At 67.1% G+C, this 15,860-nt stretch carries 17 protein-coding genes; 3 read left to right on the forward strand and 14 right to left on the reverse strand.

The genetic code is table 11. The features are described 5' to 3' along the window. Positions 1 to 441: 441 nt before the first annotated feature. On the reverse strand, positions 442 to 783 hold the full coding sequence (locus tag ABOD76_RS03615) for a DUF3291 domain-containing protein (RefSeq protein ID WP_350242190.1): 342 nt from the start codon (positions 781 to 783) through the stop codon (positions 442 to 444). Between the two features lie 144 nt (positions 784 to 927). Between ABOD76_RS03615 and ABOD76_RS03620 the strand changes: the two genes are divergently transcribed. After that, complete coding sequence (locus tag ABOD76_RS03620; protein ID WP_350242191.1) at positions 928 to 1,842, forward strand: LysR family transcriptional regulator; 915 nt, start codon at positions 928 to 930, stop codon at positions 1,840 to 1,842. A gap of 850 nt (positions 1,843 to 2,692) precedes the next feature. On the opposite strand, the gene ABOD76_RS03625 is transcribed toward ABOD76_RS03620, so the two are convergent. The 10 genes from ABOD76_RS03625 to ilvB all read right to left on the reverse strand — a co-directional run bounded on the left by ABOD76_RS03625 (position 2,693) and on the right by ilvB (position 11,635). Beyond that, positions 2,693 to 3,403: a hypothetical protein gene (locus tag ABOD76_RS03625; protein WP_350242192.1), complete on the reverse strand. Its 711-nt coding sequence runs from the start codon at positions 3,401 to 3,403 to the stop codon at positions 2,693 to 2,695. Next, positions 3,400 to 4,974, reverse strand: coding sequence for a pyrroloquinoline quinone-dependent dehydrogenase (locus ABOD76_RS03630; protein WP_350242321.1), 1,575 nt, complete (start codon positions 4,972 to 4,974; stop codon positions 3,400 to 3,402). Before ABOD76_RS03630 ends, ABOD76_RS03625 begins: the two co-directional genes overlap by 4 nt. A gap of 97 nt (positions 4,975 to 5,071) precedes the next feature. Then, positions 5,072 to 5,482 carry a c-type cytochrome gene (locus ABOD76_RS03635; RefSeq protein WP_350242193.1) on the reverse strand — a complete coding sequence of 137 codons (411 nt, stop codon included), beginning with the start codon at positions 5,480 to 5,482 and terminating at the stop codon, positions 5,072 to 5,074. A gap of 61 nt (positions 5,483 to 5,543) precedes the next feature. Next, a complete protein-coding gene (locus ABOD76_RS03640; protein WP_350242194.1) occupies positions 5,544 to 6,155 on the reverse strand; it encodes a TetR/AcrR family transcriptional regulator in 612 nt (203 codons plus the stop codon). 125 nt (positions 6,156 to 6,280) lie between these two features. Beyond that, positions 6,281 to 6,451, reverse strand: coding sequence for a hypothetical protein (locus ABOD76_RS03645; protein ID WP_350242195.1), 171 nt, complete (start codon positions 6,449 to 6,451; stop codon positions 6,281 to 6,283). A gap of 756 nt (positions 6,452 to 7,207) precedes the next feature. Continuing rightward, a complete protein-coding gene (locus tag ABOD76_RS03650; RefSeq protein WP_350242196.1) occupies positions 7,208 to 7,417 on the reverse strand; it encodes a hypothetical protein in 210 nt (69 codons plus the stop codon). A 173-nt stretch (positions 7,418 to 7,590) separates the two neighbouring features. Beyond that, positions 7,591 to 8,433: an alpha/beta fold hydrolase gene (locus ABOD76_RS03655; protein WP_350242197.1), complete on the reverse strand. Its 843-nt coding sequence runs from the start codon at positions 8,431 to 8,433 to the stop codon at positions 7,591 to 7,593. After that, a complete protein-coding gene (locus tag ABOD76_RS03660; protein WP_350242198.1) occupies positions 8,423 to 8,860 on the reverse strand; it encodes a MarR family winged helix-turn-helix transcriptional regulator in 438 nt (145 codons plus the stop codon). Before ABOD76_RS03660 ends, ABOD76_RS03655 begins: the two co-directional genes overlap by 11 nt. Positions 8,861 to 9,187: 327 nt before the next feature. Continuing rightward, the gene (locus ABOD76_RS03665) at positions 9,188 to 9,520 is read right to left on the reverse strand and encodes a hypothetical protein (protein WP_350242199.1); all 333 of its coding nucleotides are present in this window, start codon (positions 9,518 to 9,520) and stop codon (positions 9,188 to 9,190) included. Between the two features lie 369 nt (positions 9,521 to 9,889). Further along, a complete protein-coding gene (ilvB, locus tag ABOD76_RS03670; RefSeq protein ID WP_350242200.1) occupies positions 9,890 to 11,635 on the reverse strand; it encodes a biosynthetic-type acetolactate synthase large subunit in 1,746 nt (581 codons plus the stop codon). A 111-nt stretch (positions 11,636 to 11,746) separates the two neighbouring features. Between ilvB and ABOD76_RS03675 the strand changes: the two genes are divergently transcribed. After that, positions 11,747 to 12,163 (forward strand): hypothetical protein, encoded by a 417-nt coding sequence (locus tag ABOD76_RS03675; protein WP_350242201.1) that lies wholly within the window; start codon positions 11,747 to 11,749, stop codon positions 12,161 to 12,163. Positions 12,164 to 12,245: 82 nt separating this feature from the next. On the opposite strand, the gene ABOD76_RS03680 is transcribed toward ABOD76_RS03675, so the two are convergent. The 3 genes from ABOD76_RS03680 to ABOD76_RS03690 form a co-directional block, all read right to left on the reverse strand. Then, positions 12,246 to 13,052, reverse strand: a complete 807-nt coding sequence (locus ABOD76_RS03680; protein WP_350242202.1) for a single-stranded DNA-binding protein — start codon at positions 13,050 to 13,052, stop codon at positions 12,246 to 12,248. A gap of 352 nt (positions 13,053 to 13,404) precedes the next feature. Then, positions 13,405 to 13,815, reverse strand: a complete 411-nt coding sequence (locus ABOD76_RS03685; protein ID WP_350242203.1) for a hypothetical protein — start codon at positions 13,813 to 13,815, stop codon at positions 13,405 to 13,407. Between the two features lie 443 nt (positions 13,816 to 14,258). Then, a complete protein-coding gene (locus ABOD76_RS03690; RefSeq protein WP_350242204.1) occupies positions 14,259 to 14,828 on the reverse strand; it encodes a TetR/AcrR family transcriptional regulator in 570 nt (189 codons plus the stop codon). A 70-nt stretch (positions 14,829 to 14,898) separates the two neighbouring features. Here ABOD76_RS03690 and ABOD76_RS03695 point away from each other — a divergent pair, with 70 nt between their 5' ends. After that, positions 14,899 to 15,750 (forward strand): SDR family NAD(P)-dependent oxidoreductase, encoded by an 852-nt coding sequence (locus ABOD76_RS03695; protein ID WP_350242205.1) that lies wholly within the window; start codon positions 14,899 to 14,901, stop codon positions 15,748 to 15,750. Positions 15,751 to 15,860: the final 110 nt, after the last annotated feature.

Below are 15,860 nucleotides of genomic sequence, written 5' to 3' on the forward strand. Positions count from 1 at the left end.
CAACACGTGGGGGCTGCAGCCTGGCGGCGCGGTGGGGGAGCTTCGGTGACGCCGGAGCAGGGGACGCGTCCAGCCACGGCGACGCCGGTTCCGTGCGTTCAGGCGCCCTGCTGGGCAAGCTGGAACCCAGGTGAGCACGCCCACGGTCGACCCGCCGCGGCGCGCGGCGATGGGCAGACCATCGGTGGTGGACGCCGCCACAGGCGGCAGCGGCCTGCACGCCGCCAGGTCACGCAGCCCTCCCACAGGCGGACTGTCCAGTGCGTGGTCCGGGAGCTCGCCTCGGCCATGCTGACCACAGGCGCGGCGGCCCCATTCACGCCCGTCCTGGATGCTGGCCCTCACCGCCCGCGCCTGCGCTGCAGGGTTGGGGTCACGCTCCCGGGCGCGCCGCTGGTGGTGTGTTGATCCCGGCGGAACTCAGGGTTGCTCCGCTGCGGGTCACCCGTCGAAGGACAAGGACACGCGAGCGCCACGGCTGGGGTGGCGCGGCCGCATGAACCACGCGCGCCGCCGTTTCAGGAAGGCGAGATGACGTCCGGAGTCGGTGAAATCGCGCAGCGCTGCCGGACTCTCCCCGACACTGAGATTGACGATGAGCCTCGGGTCATCCAGGCTGCCCAGGGCAGGGGCATTCCCGGTGTCGTCCTGAAGCCGCCAGACGAATCCCGGCGCGCGGTCGGCCAGGGCATTGACCGGATCCAGCCCTGCTCGGAATTCGTCCACTTCCGGTGCGGCAAGCGGATGGTGGAACCGGGCGATGTTCACCTGGGCGAGCTGCATCTGGGACCTCCCACGGGGTGCGGGTGGGGCTCCCGATGAGTGTGGCGCGCTGCGGAGCCCAAGGCCACCCGGTTCAGGCGCGACCTGGGCAGGGCGCCAACGGCTGTATCGATGTGATGCCGGAACGTCGCGGTACCATGCACCATGACTTCCCGGTTGACGCTGGCTCAGTTGCGCGCCTTCGTCGCGGTCGCTGACGCAGGCGGATTCGGATCCGCGGCCGCTGAACTGAACATGTCGCAGAGCAGCCTGAGTGACGGGGTTCAGGGACTGGAGCGGGTGGTGGGCCGCCCGCTGTTCCACCGCTCGGCGGGCGGGGTGCGGTTGACCCCGGCGGGTGAGCGTGCCCTGGCGTATGCACGCCGCGCCATCGAAGCCGCCAACGATGTCCAGGCGGTGATCGACGACGACGACGCCCTGACGGGGTCACTGAACGTCGCCACCTACCGCAGTCTGGGGGTCCATGTGCTGCCCGCTGTCATGGCCGCCCTGCACCGACAGCACCCGAAGCTGACCGTCCATCTCCTGGATGGAGAAAGCGACGGCAATGGCGGCTACCGGCTGGTCGAGGAGGGAAGAGCCGATGTGGGCCTCCTGCAGCTGGACCGCGCCACCCCACTCCTCACCTGGCCGCTGATGACGGACGAATATTTCGCCGTCTTTCCCAGATCCAGAGGCCGCCATCCGGTGAGCTGGCATGAATTTCAGGCGCAGCCGTTGCTGATGCCCTCCGCGTCTGACACCTGCCACGCCAATGTCCGGGCACATCTCGACCGGCACGCCGGCGTGGCGGGCGCGTTGTCTGAAGTGCCTGATGACAACGTGATTCTGTCGATGGTGGAGCATGGTCTGGGCGTTACCGTGATGGCCGACCTGGCCATGAGGCCACTCTCTCCGCAGTTGCTGGCCTTGCCCCTCCCCGTTCCTCTGACCCGCACCCTGGGCGTGGTGGTGAAGCCAGGGCGATCCGGACTTCCGCACATCCGGGCGTTGATCGAGTCGGTGCGGGCGTGCATGGCGAACATTCAGGCCAACGCCGCGGACGTCCCGACGCCGTAGGTGATGGCGGCGCCCACGGCAAGGGCCCTCCAGACCGGGCCGAGGGGGTCACGGGCGCGGACGCGGGTCACGGCGGCGTGAGGGTGAAACGAACAGCTTCCCTGGTGCACCACCTGCCGGTGGGGACCTTTGCCCCGGTGAACCCCCACCGGAGCGCACCCCGCCCAGCCGCGCCGGAATTCACGGCGCGATCACCAGCCCGGCGTCACACCGCGGACCGCGCATGGCTGGGCGTCCACGCCTGGCGTGGGATCAGGGTGGCGGTCAGTTCACCCACGCGATCAGCGCCGTGCCGCGCTGGCGTGCGGGCCCCCTTTACCCCCTCGTGCTCCACGCGGGAGTGGCGGGCAACCGCGACCTCAAGCAGCGCGTCCGCGACGACCCGCACCGTCGGGGGAGTCGGGTGACCCTCCCCAGGCAGAGGGATCAGGGCCTCGACATCTGCTTCGAGCCCGCTGTCGACCACGGGCGGAACACGGTCGAACGTCGTCCGAAGCCTCAGATGGACCGCTTCCCGGTCCACCTGGCCCAGCAGACTTCGGCACCCCGGGTTGAGTGCCCATGCCCGCCCAGAGCGGCGGGGTGGCCCCCCGATCGCTGGCGGGGTGCAGGGTCCGCCCGCTCAGGAGGGTCTCCCGCGCGTGGCCCTTCCAGGTGGCCGGCTGCACGTCGAGCGACCTCACGTGTGGTTCCACCGCTGATCCTTGATGAATGTTCAGGCGCGCATGGTCCACCTGCCGCTGCTCGTGCACCTGCGGACCGCGTGTTCAGCGGCACGCTCACCACCGCAGATGAGAACAGTCGCCGGGAACCGCAAGCCCATGCGGTTCCCGGCGACTGTTCCTGCGCCTCAGCGCAACTGACTCAGATTGGCCTGCTGGGCGTAGGTTTTGCCTGAACTGTCTTTGAACTTCAGCGTGACGGTCCCGCTGGTGGGCAATCCCGTTAGGTCGAAGGTGTAGTGCACCACGCCGAGGTAGCGGAACTCGGGGGTTCCGGCCGGCAGGGTGAACTGATCGCCGTACGGCCCGTCGATCTCCGGCTTCGCCGTCAGGGTCTTCCCGCCGACGGTGAGGGTCGCCGACTGGTACAGATCGAGGTAGCTGTGCTCGCGTCCCTTCGTCTCGGTCGCGTTGCCCCGGCTGTACGCCTGCTGCCACAACTCTTCTTCCTGACTCACCGGACCTGGACTGTGCGTGTAGAGCAGGAAGGTGATTTTGTTGTTCCACTTCTGCGCGAACACCTTGGCCTGGGCGGCGGTCAACGGCCGGTCCTGGAAGGTGTCCAGGAACGATTCGTACCGCAGCCGCTCGTACGGTGTCCCCAGGGCAATCCCGTCGACTTCCGGGGAATTCGCCGTCAGCCGGATGTCATCCGTGTACGTCTTGAGCAGGTACGACCCCCAGGTGTAGACCCCCGTGGTGCGCGACATGCTGTCGCCTTCCTTGACGGCCTGATCGGTCAGCGCGGGGGTCAGCACCGGCGTCAGGGCCAGGGCCGAGCCGGTCAGCACCCCCGCACTGAGCACGGCGGCCACTCGGAACCGCTGGAGGACGTTCATGGCAGGGTGAAGATGGCCACGCGACTGGTCACGTTCTTCACGCCGTTCAGGCCCTTGGAGGTGTTGCCCGCGGCGACGGCCACGTACTGCTTGCCGCCCACGGTGTAGGTCGCCACGCCGCCGCCGATCGGGGCCTTGTCGATGTTGGACTTGAACAGCACCTTGCCGGTGGTCGCGTCCAGCGCGTAGAGGGTGCCGTTGGCCGCGCCGGACAGCACCAGATTGCCGCCGGTGGTGGTCACGCCGCCCACGATGCGGATGCCCGGGGTGCTGTAGCGCCACAGTTCCTTGCCGGTGGCGCCATCATACGCGACGGTATTGCCCACCGCTTCGCTGGCCGGGTTGAGCGCCATGGCGCCGCCGAAGAACAGCTGGCCCTTGATCAGGCGCACTTCACCGAGTTTCACGGTGCCGCACCAGTCCACCGAGTTGACCACGACCATGTTGTTGGCGCCGGGCTTGAAGGCCGGTCCGGACCACTGCGTGCCCGCCGAGTAGTTCGGGCAGATCGGCAGCCCTTCTGCGGTCGGGTTCTTCTCCTGGTTGAGGACCTTGATGACCGCCTGCTTGAAGGTCTGGCTCTTGGTCGCTTCGTTGTACCCGAACAGGTACCCGGCTTTGGTCGCGACCGCGATGTGCTTGGTGCCGTCGATGTCGTACAGCACCGGCGCGGCGGCGGTGTCGTAGTCCTTGCTGTCGTTCGGGATCTGCTGGTAGTAGTGGTCGAGTTTCCCGGTGGCGGCGTCGAGGACCACCACCGAGTCGGTGAACAGGTTCGCGCCGGGACGGTACTGGTACGCGAAGTCCGGTGCGGGGTTCCCGACCGAGACGTACAGCAGGCCCTTGTCGACGTCCAGGGTGTAGCTCGTCCACATGCTGCCGCCACCGGTGGAGGTCGAGTCGGCTTTCTTCCAGCTGTCGGCACCGACCTGCGTGCCGGTGGGAATCATGTCGAAGTTCCACTTCTGCGCGCCGGTCTTGGCGTCGTAGGCGTACATCTTGGCCTTGACGCCCCAGTCGGCGCCGGCCTCGCCGACGAAGACCATGCCGTTCCAGGCCACCGGCGCGGAACTCAGGAAGTAGCCGTTCGCTGAGTCGTTCACCTTCTTGTCCCACAGCGTCTTGCCGGTGCCGGCGTCGATGGCGATCAGGTGCGCGTCGCCGGTGCCGCGGTACAGCACGCCATCGGCGATGGCGAAGCCGCGGGAGGTGTTGAGCACTTGCGGACCGGTGGGGGTGTACTTGTTGGTCCACAGCAGTTTGCAGGTCGTGGCGTCGATGGCGAAGCTGCGGTTGCCCTGACTGATGAAGGCCACGCCCTTGTAGATCTGCGGCGTGACCTGGAACGAGCCGTCATCGCCGGTGTCGAAGGTGCACACGCGTTTGAGGTTGGCGACGTTGCTGCTGTTGATCTGGTCCAGCGGCGAGTACCGCTGCCCCATGTACCCTTTGTTCGACATCAGCCAGGAGTCGGTGGCGTTGTCCGCGTCGTTCAGTTCACTCTGGCTGGGGCCTTGGACGGCCAGGGCGGAGGTGCACAGCATCGCGGTCATCAGGGCAAAACGGGTCATCTTCACAAGGTCTCCTGGTGGAACATGGACTCTGATGGGCGGGAGGACGCCGATGCGGCGTCCGGTCGGACGCTGCACCGCTGGGGGTGTGGCGTGTTTACTTCTTGAAGCCGTATTTCTTCAGGTCGTCGGCCTTGAAGGCGGCTTTGCCGGGTTTTGCACCGTTCTGCTGCAGAATGTAAGTGGTCACCGCGAGGTACTCCGCCGGCTTGAGGGTGCCGGGCGCGGTCTGGGGCATGGTGGTGGACATGATGTAATGGAAGTCGTCCAGGGTGTTGGTGGCCCATTTCGTGAGGAACACGCTGCCCGCGAGTTTCGGCGCGCCGCCGTTGCTGAGTTTGTCCCCGTGGCACATCGCGCAGTTGGCTTTGTAGACCTTGGCGCCGGTGGCGGCCTGTTCCTTGGTGAACGGCGCTTTGAGGTACGAGGTGGGGGTGGTCGTTGCCGCGTGCGCCACCAGGGTCGCGGTCAGCAGCACGCCGGCGAATGCGCCGAGAAGCGTTTTCATGTGGGGCCTCCAGTGAGGAAAGAAGCGGAGCGGTGACGGTGGTTCCCACCTGGGCGTGGGTCTACCCGGATGTGGCGCTGTTCAGGATGCCGACCATCAGCGGCGCGACTTCCCGGCTGACGGCCAGGGGCGAGCCCTGACCATTCAGCAGCCGCGCCACGAAAAACCGTTCGGTCAACGCCAGGTAGGCCTGGGCCAGCACTTCTGAAGGGATGTCCTGTCCGATGATGCCGTCCTGTTGAAGGTCGTCAAATCCCTGATCGTAGATGGCGAGGTAGGTGTCTCGCTCCGCCGGATTGTTCAGTTGATGGCGAATGACGAGGGTGGTCAGGTCCATGTTTTCCGTGAGTGCGGTGAATAATGTATTGATCCCGTATTCAATCCTTTCGAGGAGATTCTCAGCCGTCCAGGCAACATCTTGGTGGAACATGGAAGCGGCCGCGCTGTACCACGTTTCCGCGGTGTTCTCGATAATGTCGTGGTAGGCCGCTTCTTTACTCGGCCAGACACGATAGAAAGAAGGCTGGGTCAGTTCCGCATTAGCGACGATGTTGCTAACCTTGGCTCCCGTCAGGCCGTATAAAGCGAATTCTTTGATGGCTGAACACCGCAAACGGTCGCTATTTACAAGATGACGGCGCGTCTGCGGATGCAACGGTTCCTTTGCAGGCATAATCAGACCTTTGATTTGAACTCAATCAACGTAGCCCAAAGTAGACGTACTCTCAACCCATGTTTGAGTACACCTATTGAATTGGGGCGTCATGTCACATCTGCGTCTCCCCGGAGCGACCCGTCTCAAGCCCGACATCGCGGTCCGTCAATCAGGCCGCCGAGCTCCCACGACCGGTCGTTGTGGCTGCCGTCCGTCCAGCCCAGCATCCGGAGCAGCGCGTGCGCGCTGCACGGCACGGCGTTGTCTTCCGGTTTCCCCTGTTCGAGGGACAGGGTGGTGAGGACCAGCATCATGTCGTTGTCCGGGAGGTGAGGAACGCCACACGAGTTGCCCCGGCACGCTACGTACAGCTCACGTCCTGCGATCTCGAACGCGTGCTCCCACCGCGTTTCCCAGCGTTGAGACAGGTCAGGCCGCTGATCAGGGAGGCTTCCGCCAGGTTCAGGTTATCGGACTTGGACCGCAGGGCCAGAAGGCTGACTGAGGTCATCCGCGACAACATGACACACGTCATCAATAGAGAGAGATAAAAGATAACCATAAAAAGAAGATCATCTTCAGTGAAACGGGGCGGTTCATTTGCCGATCGCGGTTGTCTGCGCGAATGCCACAACGTGGACGGGTGAGGGGCGGCGCATGCCCACGATCTTGAAGGCTCCAGCGCAGCGCGACTCCACAACGTGGATGGGCCGAACACCACAAGCCGGACGGGTGAACGTGACCGGCTGTGCCCGGCCGGTGTGGACGGCTCCACCCGTCGGCCGGGTGAGGGCCGCCACGCCACTCCACGAACTGGACGGGCGAGGGGCGGTGCATGCCCACGATCTGGACGGGAAGCGGCGCGCACGATCCCACCAACTGGACGGGTAAGGGGCGCAGGACCCAGGCGGCCCGTCCCGCCCGGTCAGCGGCGTGTGATGCGCCCTGAGGCACGGTGCGGACATGCGCCTGAAGTGCCCGCCCTGGCAGGCGTTCGCGGTCCTGGCGGCGCTGAGCCGACACCCGCCGCGCGTCGGTCGGCGGCGGATTCCGTGACGCGCTGCGCTGAGTCAGGCGCACCACCGCAGGCCATCCGGGAGGCGGTTCCGTAGCGTCTCGGTCAGGCACGCCTGCCAGTGCGGGTCGCTCAGCGTCAGCGGATCATCGACCGTCACCCCACTTGTGGCGTCCGGCCGCACCCGCCGCTGCCCGTCCAGCCACCGCACCTGCGTGTCCAGCGCCGTTCGGTCCAGCGGCGTGCGCGTCACTTCCCGCGCCATGGATAAGGCTGCGGGTTAGCCTCCACTCGGGGTGACCCGGCGTGAGCGTCTGTCGACCCGGTGCGCCCTGGCCCGGTTGCGAGCGGGCGGCCACGCGTGCGGCTTCGCCGGGACCTGGGGGCGGTGCGCCTGAACGCCTCCACGGCGCGTCCTGGCGCTGGACGCCGTCCGCCTCAGCGGAGGAAGAAGGCGGTGACGGTGCGGGCCACCTCTTCGGGCGCGCTCTTGTCCAGTCCGAAATGGTCGAGCGTGGGGAAGACGTGCGTCTCGGCGTGGGGCAGGACCTCGGGGAGCCGGTTCATGGCGAGGTCCACCCACTCGAGTTCACTGCGCCCACCCTGGAGGAGCAGCACCTCCGCGGCCACGTCCTGGTACTGCTGCACGGTGCTGTCGAGCGCCGCGAGCGCCTGGTGCTCTCTCAGGTTTTCTGGGAGCAGGCGGAGCAGGTCCCGCAGTTCGTCGGGCTTCACGACGCGTGGGAGCAGGAGTTTCATCAGCCAGCGTGGGGTCCGCCGCGCCCGTTTGGGTCCAGCGCCGTGGGTGAACTCCACGAAGGCGTCCAGCGGCCGGCCCTGGGCGAGGTGCTGCTGATACGCGCTCGTCCAGTTCATCTGGATGGACCCGCCGATCGACACGCCCGGTTCGTAGGCGGCGATGCGGGAGAAGGCGCGGGTGGTGCGCGCCACTTCCAGGGCGATCAGGCCCCCGAAGCTGTGACCGACCAGGAGGGCGGCGCCCGTCGCCTGCTGAACCGCGAGGACGTCCTCGCGTTCCTTGAGGACGCTGTAGTGCTCGCCCTGGGGGCCGCTGAGGCCCCGGCCACGGCGTTCGAGGATGTGCACGGTGAAGTGCGGCGAGAGGGCGCCCGCGAAGCGCGTGTACGCCGCTGCCGTCGACAGGACGCCGGGAACGACGATCACGGCTGGCCCCTGGCCGAGCGTGTGGTACGCGATGCTCGTCCCGTCCCGGGACACGACGGTGGAGGACGCGCTGGGTGGGGCGACATTAGCCTTCATGGGGGCTCCTCTGGCCGGTCAGGGCCTGAAACAGCTGCTGGGTCAGCGCGCGGTAGTGCTGCAGGTCGACGCCGGCCTGCAGCACGAGGTCGTTGAACCTGTCGTCGAGCAGGTGCCGGCCCTGCGCCACGAACGCGCGTCCCTGCGGGGTGAGGGTGACCAGGCGCTTGCGGCCGTGCTCCGGGCTGCGGGCCGTTTCGACGTGGCCGTCGCGGATGAGGCTCTGGACCATGGTGCTGATGGCCGGGTCGCTGTAGCCGAGGGCGGTGGCCAGTTCGTGCTGCGTGACCGTTCCATGCTCGTGGAGGGCGAACAGGAACAGCGCCCGGCTGTACGAGATGCCGAAGTGCGCCCGCAGCAGCCGGTCCGCGGCGCGGTCGAGCTCGGCGACGAGCCGGTGGAGGAGATACGAGGTCGATTCAGGCACGGGCCGCCTCCTTGACGTTAACTTCCTAATATTAGGAGATTAATGTTAAGAGCTTAATACCATGGCGGACGGAATGCAAGGGCACGCCACCAGGCCCACCCCCGCGCAGCTCACGCGTGCCGGCAGGACAGCTGGTCGTCAGGACCGCCCATGCACAGCGCGGCAGTCGACAGGTGCAGCCATGGATCCAGGGTCCGCCGGTCGACCTCCGGTGGGGCCGCCCGCTCCACCTCACCGTGGTCCGGACACCCAGGTTGAACCGTCAGGCCCCGGGGCACTGCTGGGCTCGTGCGCGGCGGGTCCGCTCGTGACGGACCCGCGTTCTGTTCAGGCGCCCTGCAGCGCCAACCGGCCGTCTCCGGCTGGCTGAGCGCCTGCGCTTCGAACCGATCCCCAGGCCACGGCCACCACCGGCGGGGTCACCCACCTGCACCGCGCAGCCGCCCGCCTCCGCCGCGTGGCCGGGTACGCCGGCGGCACGGTCGCGTGGGAGGTGCCATCTCGACCCGTCTCCAGCACCGCCAGCTCGTCGACCACCGGCAGGGACGCGCGGTGCAGCGGGCACTCGCCGGTGGTCACGCTGCCGTGCAGCACCACGTCCCCGCGCCGGCGGTTCAAGGCGCGCCACGGCACGCTGACGATGCGCGCCAGCCGGTCCACACGATTTCCCGCTGGCGCGAGGACCACCGCGGACGGGGGTCGAGCCGAGCGGCCGTTCCGGCGGGCCGTCCCCGCCTGGGCGGTCAATGCCGGACTCGGGGTGCAGGGTCGCGGCCGCAGCGTTGGCGCGTTGTGAGGCGTGCCAGCGTCTCTGACGTGCGAACCCAAGGCCGACGTGAGACCAGCTGCCCGGCCAGCGCGGGTCAGGTCAGGCGGTCAGGCAGGCCCACGGTTCGGTTTGAGGGTGCGTCCAGGCGCCCGGACGGCGCGGCCGGTGCGTGGCGAACCTCCGACCGGTCCAGGTGAAGGGTCCTGAAGGCGCCGGACCCAGACCCACCCCGCCCGGGCTCCGACCCAGGGCCCACACCCTCACCGGGCGGATGTTGGGCACGCTGGAGTGGGGGGCTCAGCGCGCACCACCCAGTCGGTCAGTTGACGTCCCGCGGGAACCACCGGGATATTTTCTTCCGCAGGAACGATCGCATGGAGCAGCGACGGGCCGGGATGCGTAAACCACTGCTGCATCACGTCGCGGAGCTGTTCGCCATGGCGGACCGTCACGGCTGGAATGTGGTACGCCAGTGCCAGCCGCGCAAAGTCCGGGTTGCTGGACGCGAGTTCCACCTGCTGACGACCGGAGGGGGTAAAGAGGTCCTGGTATTGCCTGACCATGCCCAGATGACCGTTATCCAGCACCAGCACCTTCACGTTCAGCTGGTGGGCGGTCAGGGTGGACAGTTCCTGGTGGGTCATCTGAAACCCCCCGTCGCCGCAAATGCAGATGACCCGTTGATTCGGATGGGCGATGGCGGCGCCCGCCGCTGCCGGCAGCGCATAGCCCATGGTGCCCAGCCCCCCAGACGTGAGCCAGTGCCGCGGTCTGGACGGCGCACAGTGGTGGGCCGCGAGCATCTGATGGTGACCGACATCCGTGGCGATCAAGTCATCTGGGTTGAGCACCGTCCGGAGGGTCTGCAGGACCTGGGTCATGCTCCACTGAGCCGGTGGGATGTACTCAGCGAACCTCCGAATCTGCGCCCACCAGGCCTCCAGGTTCAACGGTTCTGCCAGCGCCGACAGCGCTTCAAACGCCTCTTCTGCTCGGGCCTGGACACTCAGCGCCGGTTGAAGCAACCGGCCGAATTCCAGAGGATCGAGATCAATGTGGATGATGCGTGCCTGTGGCGCGAACAGGGCCAGCTTGCCCGTCAGCCGATCATCAAAGCGGACGCCGATCCCGAGGATGAGGTCCGCCTGACTCAGCGTCTGATTCGCCCTGCTGCTGCCGTACACGCCGGGCATCCCCACGCGCTGTGGGTGAGCTGCAGGCAGGATGCCGATGCCCTGCAGCGTGTGCACCACCGGGATGCCCGTGGTGTCCACGAACGGCTGAACCCTCGTGGCGTCCTGTGCCCCCGCGCCGATCAACAGCACCGGCCGGTCCGCCGCCTTCAGGTGGTCCATCACCGCGCGGTAGGACCGGGGGTGGGACGTGACGCGCGCCTGAGGCTCCGGCTGGAAATGAACGCCCATGGGCGTCTGCTGGAGTTGCACGTCGTGGGGCAGGTCGATCAGGACGGGACCGGGCTTCCCGCTCTGAGCCAGTCGCACCGCTTCTCGCACCAGAGCGGGAATCTGACTGGCCGTGCGGGCCTGGAACGCCCCCTTGGTGACCGGACGGGCGATGGAGACGATGTCAAGCTCCTGAAATGCCCGTGTGCCCTGCAGGTGCGTCGGGACGTTGCCGGTGAGGGCCAGGAGCGGGAGGTGGTCCAGCAGGGCGTCGCCAAGGCCGGTGATCAGGTTGGTGGCGGCGGGACCGGACGTCGCCAGGCAGGTCCCGATCCGTCCGCTGCTGCGGGCGAACCCTTCTGCGGCGTGCACGGCCCCTTGCTCGTGGCGCGTGAGGATATGCCGGATGCCGGACCGGTCCAACGCGTCGTAGATGGGGAGATTCATGGCGCCAGGAATGCCGAACAGGGTGGTGATGCCGTGGTCTCTGAGGGCGTGGAGGAGCAGCGCGGCTCCGGTCATGGTCGGTGTCATGTCTTCCTCCAAAAAAAAACTCCCCAACCGCTGTGGGTTGGGGAGAGACTCGCTGGTGCGGATCGGCAACGTCAGCTACGGTTCTCCCCGTAACTTACGAGTACCAGTACGTTGTGCTGCAGGAGCATGCGCATGTCCCACGAAGGGTAAGCGGGCGTGGTGTGAGCGTGCATCGGCCAGATGGCGTATCAAGCGGGCGCAGACCCGGCGCTGTTCCGCCGGTGGAGCGCAGAGCCGCAGCGCATGAGCGGCGCGGCCCGGGATACCCGGCGGTACCCGGACCTGGAGCACCGGGAACCGCGGCTCACCCGGGTGCCACTGAATCAGCAGGTGCTCCAGGTCCGCAGTGACCTGGAGCGTGCCCGCGCGGCTGATCAGCTCACCCGGCCCGGCCGGGTCCTTGCCCGGCACCTGGTGCAGCGTCAATTCGCGCGCCTGGCAGCGCAGGTGGATGGTGCCGTCCGCACGGATGCGGAAGTCCGGGTGCAGGCAGCTGCCGATGTCGTGCAGCTGGTCCGCCCACACGGCGGTGTTCAGGGGAGAGGTCCTGCCCAGGGCGGGATGGGCCGTCAGGCCCGGCCCCGCTCAGCACCGTGAAGCCAGGGCAGCGCCCCCGCCACCGAGTCCCATGAACAGGAGGGAGCGCGTCCGCGCCCCCTCTCTGGTGTGGTTCAGGTGCTCAGAACGGCAGGTCCTCCTCCGGGGGCAACGCCTCCACCGCCGCCCGGGCCGGAGCGGGGGCGCGGCTGGCCGTCCGGCCCCCGGCCGCCTGCCCCAGGGCGGGGCCGCGGGTGAGCGCCTCAACGCGCGACGCCTCTATCTTGCTGGTGGTGCGCGTGTGGCCGTCCTTGTCGGTCCAGCGCTCGTTCATCAGGCGGCCCTGCACCAGCACCGGATCGCCCTTCTTCAGGTCCTTCGCCATCTCGGCCAGCGCCCGCCAGACCGTTACGTCCACGTAATGGACCCGCTCCTGCTGCCGGCCGCCTCCGTCCTTCCAGGTCTCGTTCACCGCCAGCGCCAGACTCAGCACCGCGTCGCCGCCAGGGGTGTACCGCAGTTCTGCGTCTCGGGTCAGGTTGCCGATCACCAGCACCATGTTCATGCCGCCCGGCATGCGCACGCCACCCCCGGCGTCCTGGGTCGTCTCGGGCGCGCCCCCCAGCACCTCCACCCGCAGGCCCTTCACGCGCACCGTACTGCGCTTCCCACCATCTGGCGTGTCCCAGCTGCGGTACTCCAGCGTGCCTTCCACCATCAGGCCGTCCCCGGCCTTGAGATGTCGCTCGGCCAGCCGTTCGGCGGCCTGGCCGAGCAGGTGGACCGGGTGGGCCCAGGGCAGGCGGCGAACCTGGCCGCCCAAGCCGGTCAGGTGGTCCTCGCCGGCGACCGTCACCTCGAAGATGGCCATGCCGCTGGGGCTATACCGCAGCTCCGGGTCAAGAGCGAGGGCGCCGATCAGAAAGATGTGGTTCATGCCGCGTGCCATGGGGTGCTCCCTTCGCTGGTCTTGAGTCGTGAGCGGCGCCCGGGTGCGCCCTCTTCCAGCGTGGTGCCGGCCCGGGTTCGGTCCGCGTTCCGGCGACAGCCGGGGGGCGGAGCCGCTGATTGTGCGCCCCTCCCAGGTGAAGAGATGACCACGCGTCCTGCCCGTCCTGGCCGTGTGCGGGGACGCAACGCACGGCACCTCCCCGGAACAAACCCTGCCCGCCGAAATGACACGACCGCCGTGCCCGAGGAACCCGCGCCTGGTCAAGCCGCCGGCACCTGCGCCGCCTGTCGCACAGCAGAGGCCGCCTCCCCGAATCGTCAGGGAGGCGGCCTCGATTGGTCGAGCTGGGTCAGGCGAGCAGGGTCGCCGAGGTGGTCGGCAGCGTCTGCAGGGCCGCCTGCACCCACGGGTCCAGGTCCCGCAGCGGCCGGCCGAGCTTCGCTTCCCGGCGGCGCCGTTCGGTCTTCACCCGGAACGCCGCTTCCCAGCACGCCTGCTCCCGCTCGTCACGGCTGTTCGCGTCGGGTGGGCCACTGCGGTCGATCATCACGGCGCTGCCGTGGCACGCCAGCAGCAGCAGCGGATCCGGGAGGGTACTGAGCGGCGAGCCGTGCAGCAGCCACTCCGCCTGGCGGAGGGACTCGGCCGCGTCCTCGGGGAGCGGCTGCTGGGGGGTGGTGTCGCCTGGGGTGCCGTGCACCGACCCGACGAAGGTGCGCAGGGCTTCGACCATGATCAGCTCCGGGGTGACGGTGGCCATGCCAGGAGCATACAAGGGCCACGCGCCGAGCCGTGCGGGCCAGCACGCGGCAGGAATGCCGAAGGGGCATCCGGGGCCGGGCGGCGTCCACGAGCAGCGCGGACGCCTCCTCTGGCGTCCGCGCTTGTGATGGCTTCAGGGTTCTGTGGGTGCAGCACCTGCTGGACGCACGCTAGGGACGCTTCCAGTCCCGCCGGGTCGTACGGAACCTTCTTACGGTTCGGCAGGAAGACGAGCATATTCGAGGTGTGAAAGCAGGTCACAGCCGCCTTCGATGCCTTCCGGCGGGCGTCGAAGTTGGTCAGGATCTGGATGAGCATGTCCTTCTGCTCCTTTCGCCTGTCAATGACGGTCGCCGACGACAAGGAAGCTGGAGCAGTCACCGCTGCTCTGGCATGACCACTGATGATCGAGGGACTCGATACGGAACAGCGCGCACTCATTTACCCTGGCGTCAGAAACGCCCCTGTCGACAATCGCACCGCATCGAGTCGCGCACGAAAAGGTACGGTGCCTTCATCGTGGAGCGCTGCTTGGTAAGCGGCACGGAACACTTCCATCGCGACGGCTCCGAACAGCGCGCCCGAGTCCAGTCCACGGGCGGTGTACGACTGCTCGATCGTTGACGCGCTCGCGGCAAGCTTTGTTCGCTCCCGTTCCTGCAACTCGAAGCTTTGCGAGATCAACGCTTGCCGTCTGCGCTGCCCCTCGCGGTCGGCGGTTATAAATTCTCCTGCCTGCGCGAGCACCCCGAATACAGCTTCTGACAGCTGGCTGAGGCTCGCCTCCTGGGGCAGGGCCGTCAATGCTCGTTCAAGGGCCATGGCCAGTTCATCGACTCGTGGAAAGACAACCTCGCGTTTGTCAGCGAAGTACCGGAAAAACGAACGCCGCGTGAGCCCAGCACGTTGAGCAATCTCTGCGGTGGTGACCTCGCTGTAGCCTCGCTCGGCGAACAGGTCGGCAGCAGCGGCGCGAAGCCGGAGTTCGGCGTCAGGATCCCAACGTGGCATAGCACCATCTTACGGTGATGACTCACTGTGATATCCTGATGACACAGTGAGTCATCAAAGAGGAGAGCCCATGAATGTGGAACGGCTGGACGGGCGGATTGCAGTGGTGACGGGCGGATCATCCGGCGTGGGTCTGGCGGCCGCGAAGGGCTTAGCTCGGCTCGGTGCTCGTACGATTCTTATTTCCCGCCGGGAACAGAGCGCCAAACGCGCGGTGGACGAGATCAAGCGGATCACCGGAAATCCAGCAGTGGAGTTCGCCCTCTGTGATCTCACTGACCCTGTCGCCGTTCAGGCCCTCATCCACGATCTCGAAAAGCAGATCCCGCATATTGCTGTGCTGGTCAGCGCTGCCGGCTCAGTCGGTGAACAGGGGGTGACCTCTTCTGGCATCCCACGCGCGTTCGCCACGAATTATCTCGGGCATTTCTTCCTGATTCGTGCTGCCCTGCCTCTGCTCAACGCTGCGCCAGATGGGCGAATCCTCATCGTCGGTGTCATGCCGGCGCTCATCAGGCGGCTCAGAACCGTCAGCTACAGCGCTGTCGGTCCTGAGATGTCGTCGACCGCGCTGATGAATCAAGCGGTGGCCTGGAAACTCTTACTTGCCCACCATTTGGCCGTCACACATCCGGGTGGCCCGTCCATCAACGTGTTCCACCCAGGTCTGATCCGTTCGAATTTATTGAGTGGCGGCACCATCGCTGCAAAAGCGATCGGGGCGATCTTCAACAGGTTCGCGAAGGATCACTGCGTCGTTGTTGAATATCTCGCCAGCTCGTCCGCCGTCACGGGAGCGAGCGGGAACATGTTTGATGATCGAGGACGACGGGTGAACCTGCCTTCCATCGTGACAGCGGAGCACGCTGATAACGTATGGAAGGCAAGCGTGGCCATGACCGAGCGTGCCCTCGGTGGATAAGGGCGTACGTTCAAGTTGACCGAAGTCACGACAATGCACGGAGGTGTTCGGTGCCCCGCCCGTGCTCGCTGCCGAGGAGGACGGCCAGCCCGAGGGGGCGAGGTTGTTCG

This window comes from Deinococcus sonorensis KR-87, from assembly GCF_040256395.1.
GTDB lineage: Bacteria > Deinococcota > Deinococci > Deinococcales > Deinococcaceae > Deinococcus > Deinococcus sonorensis.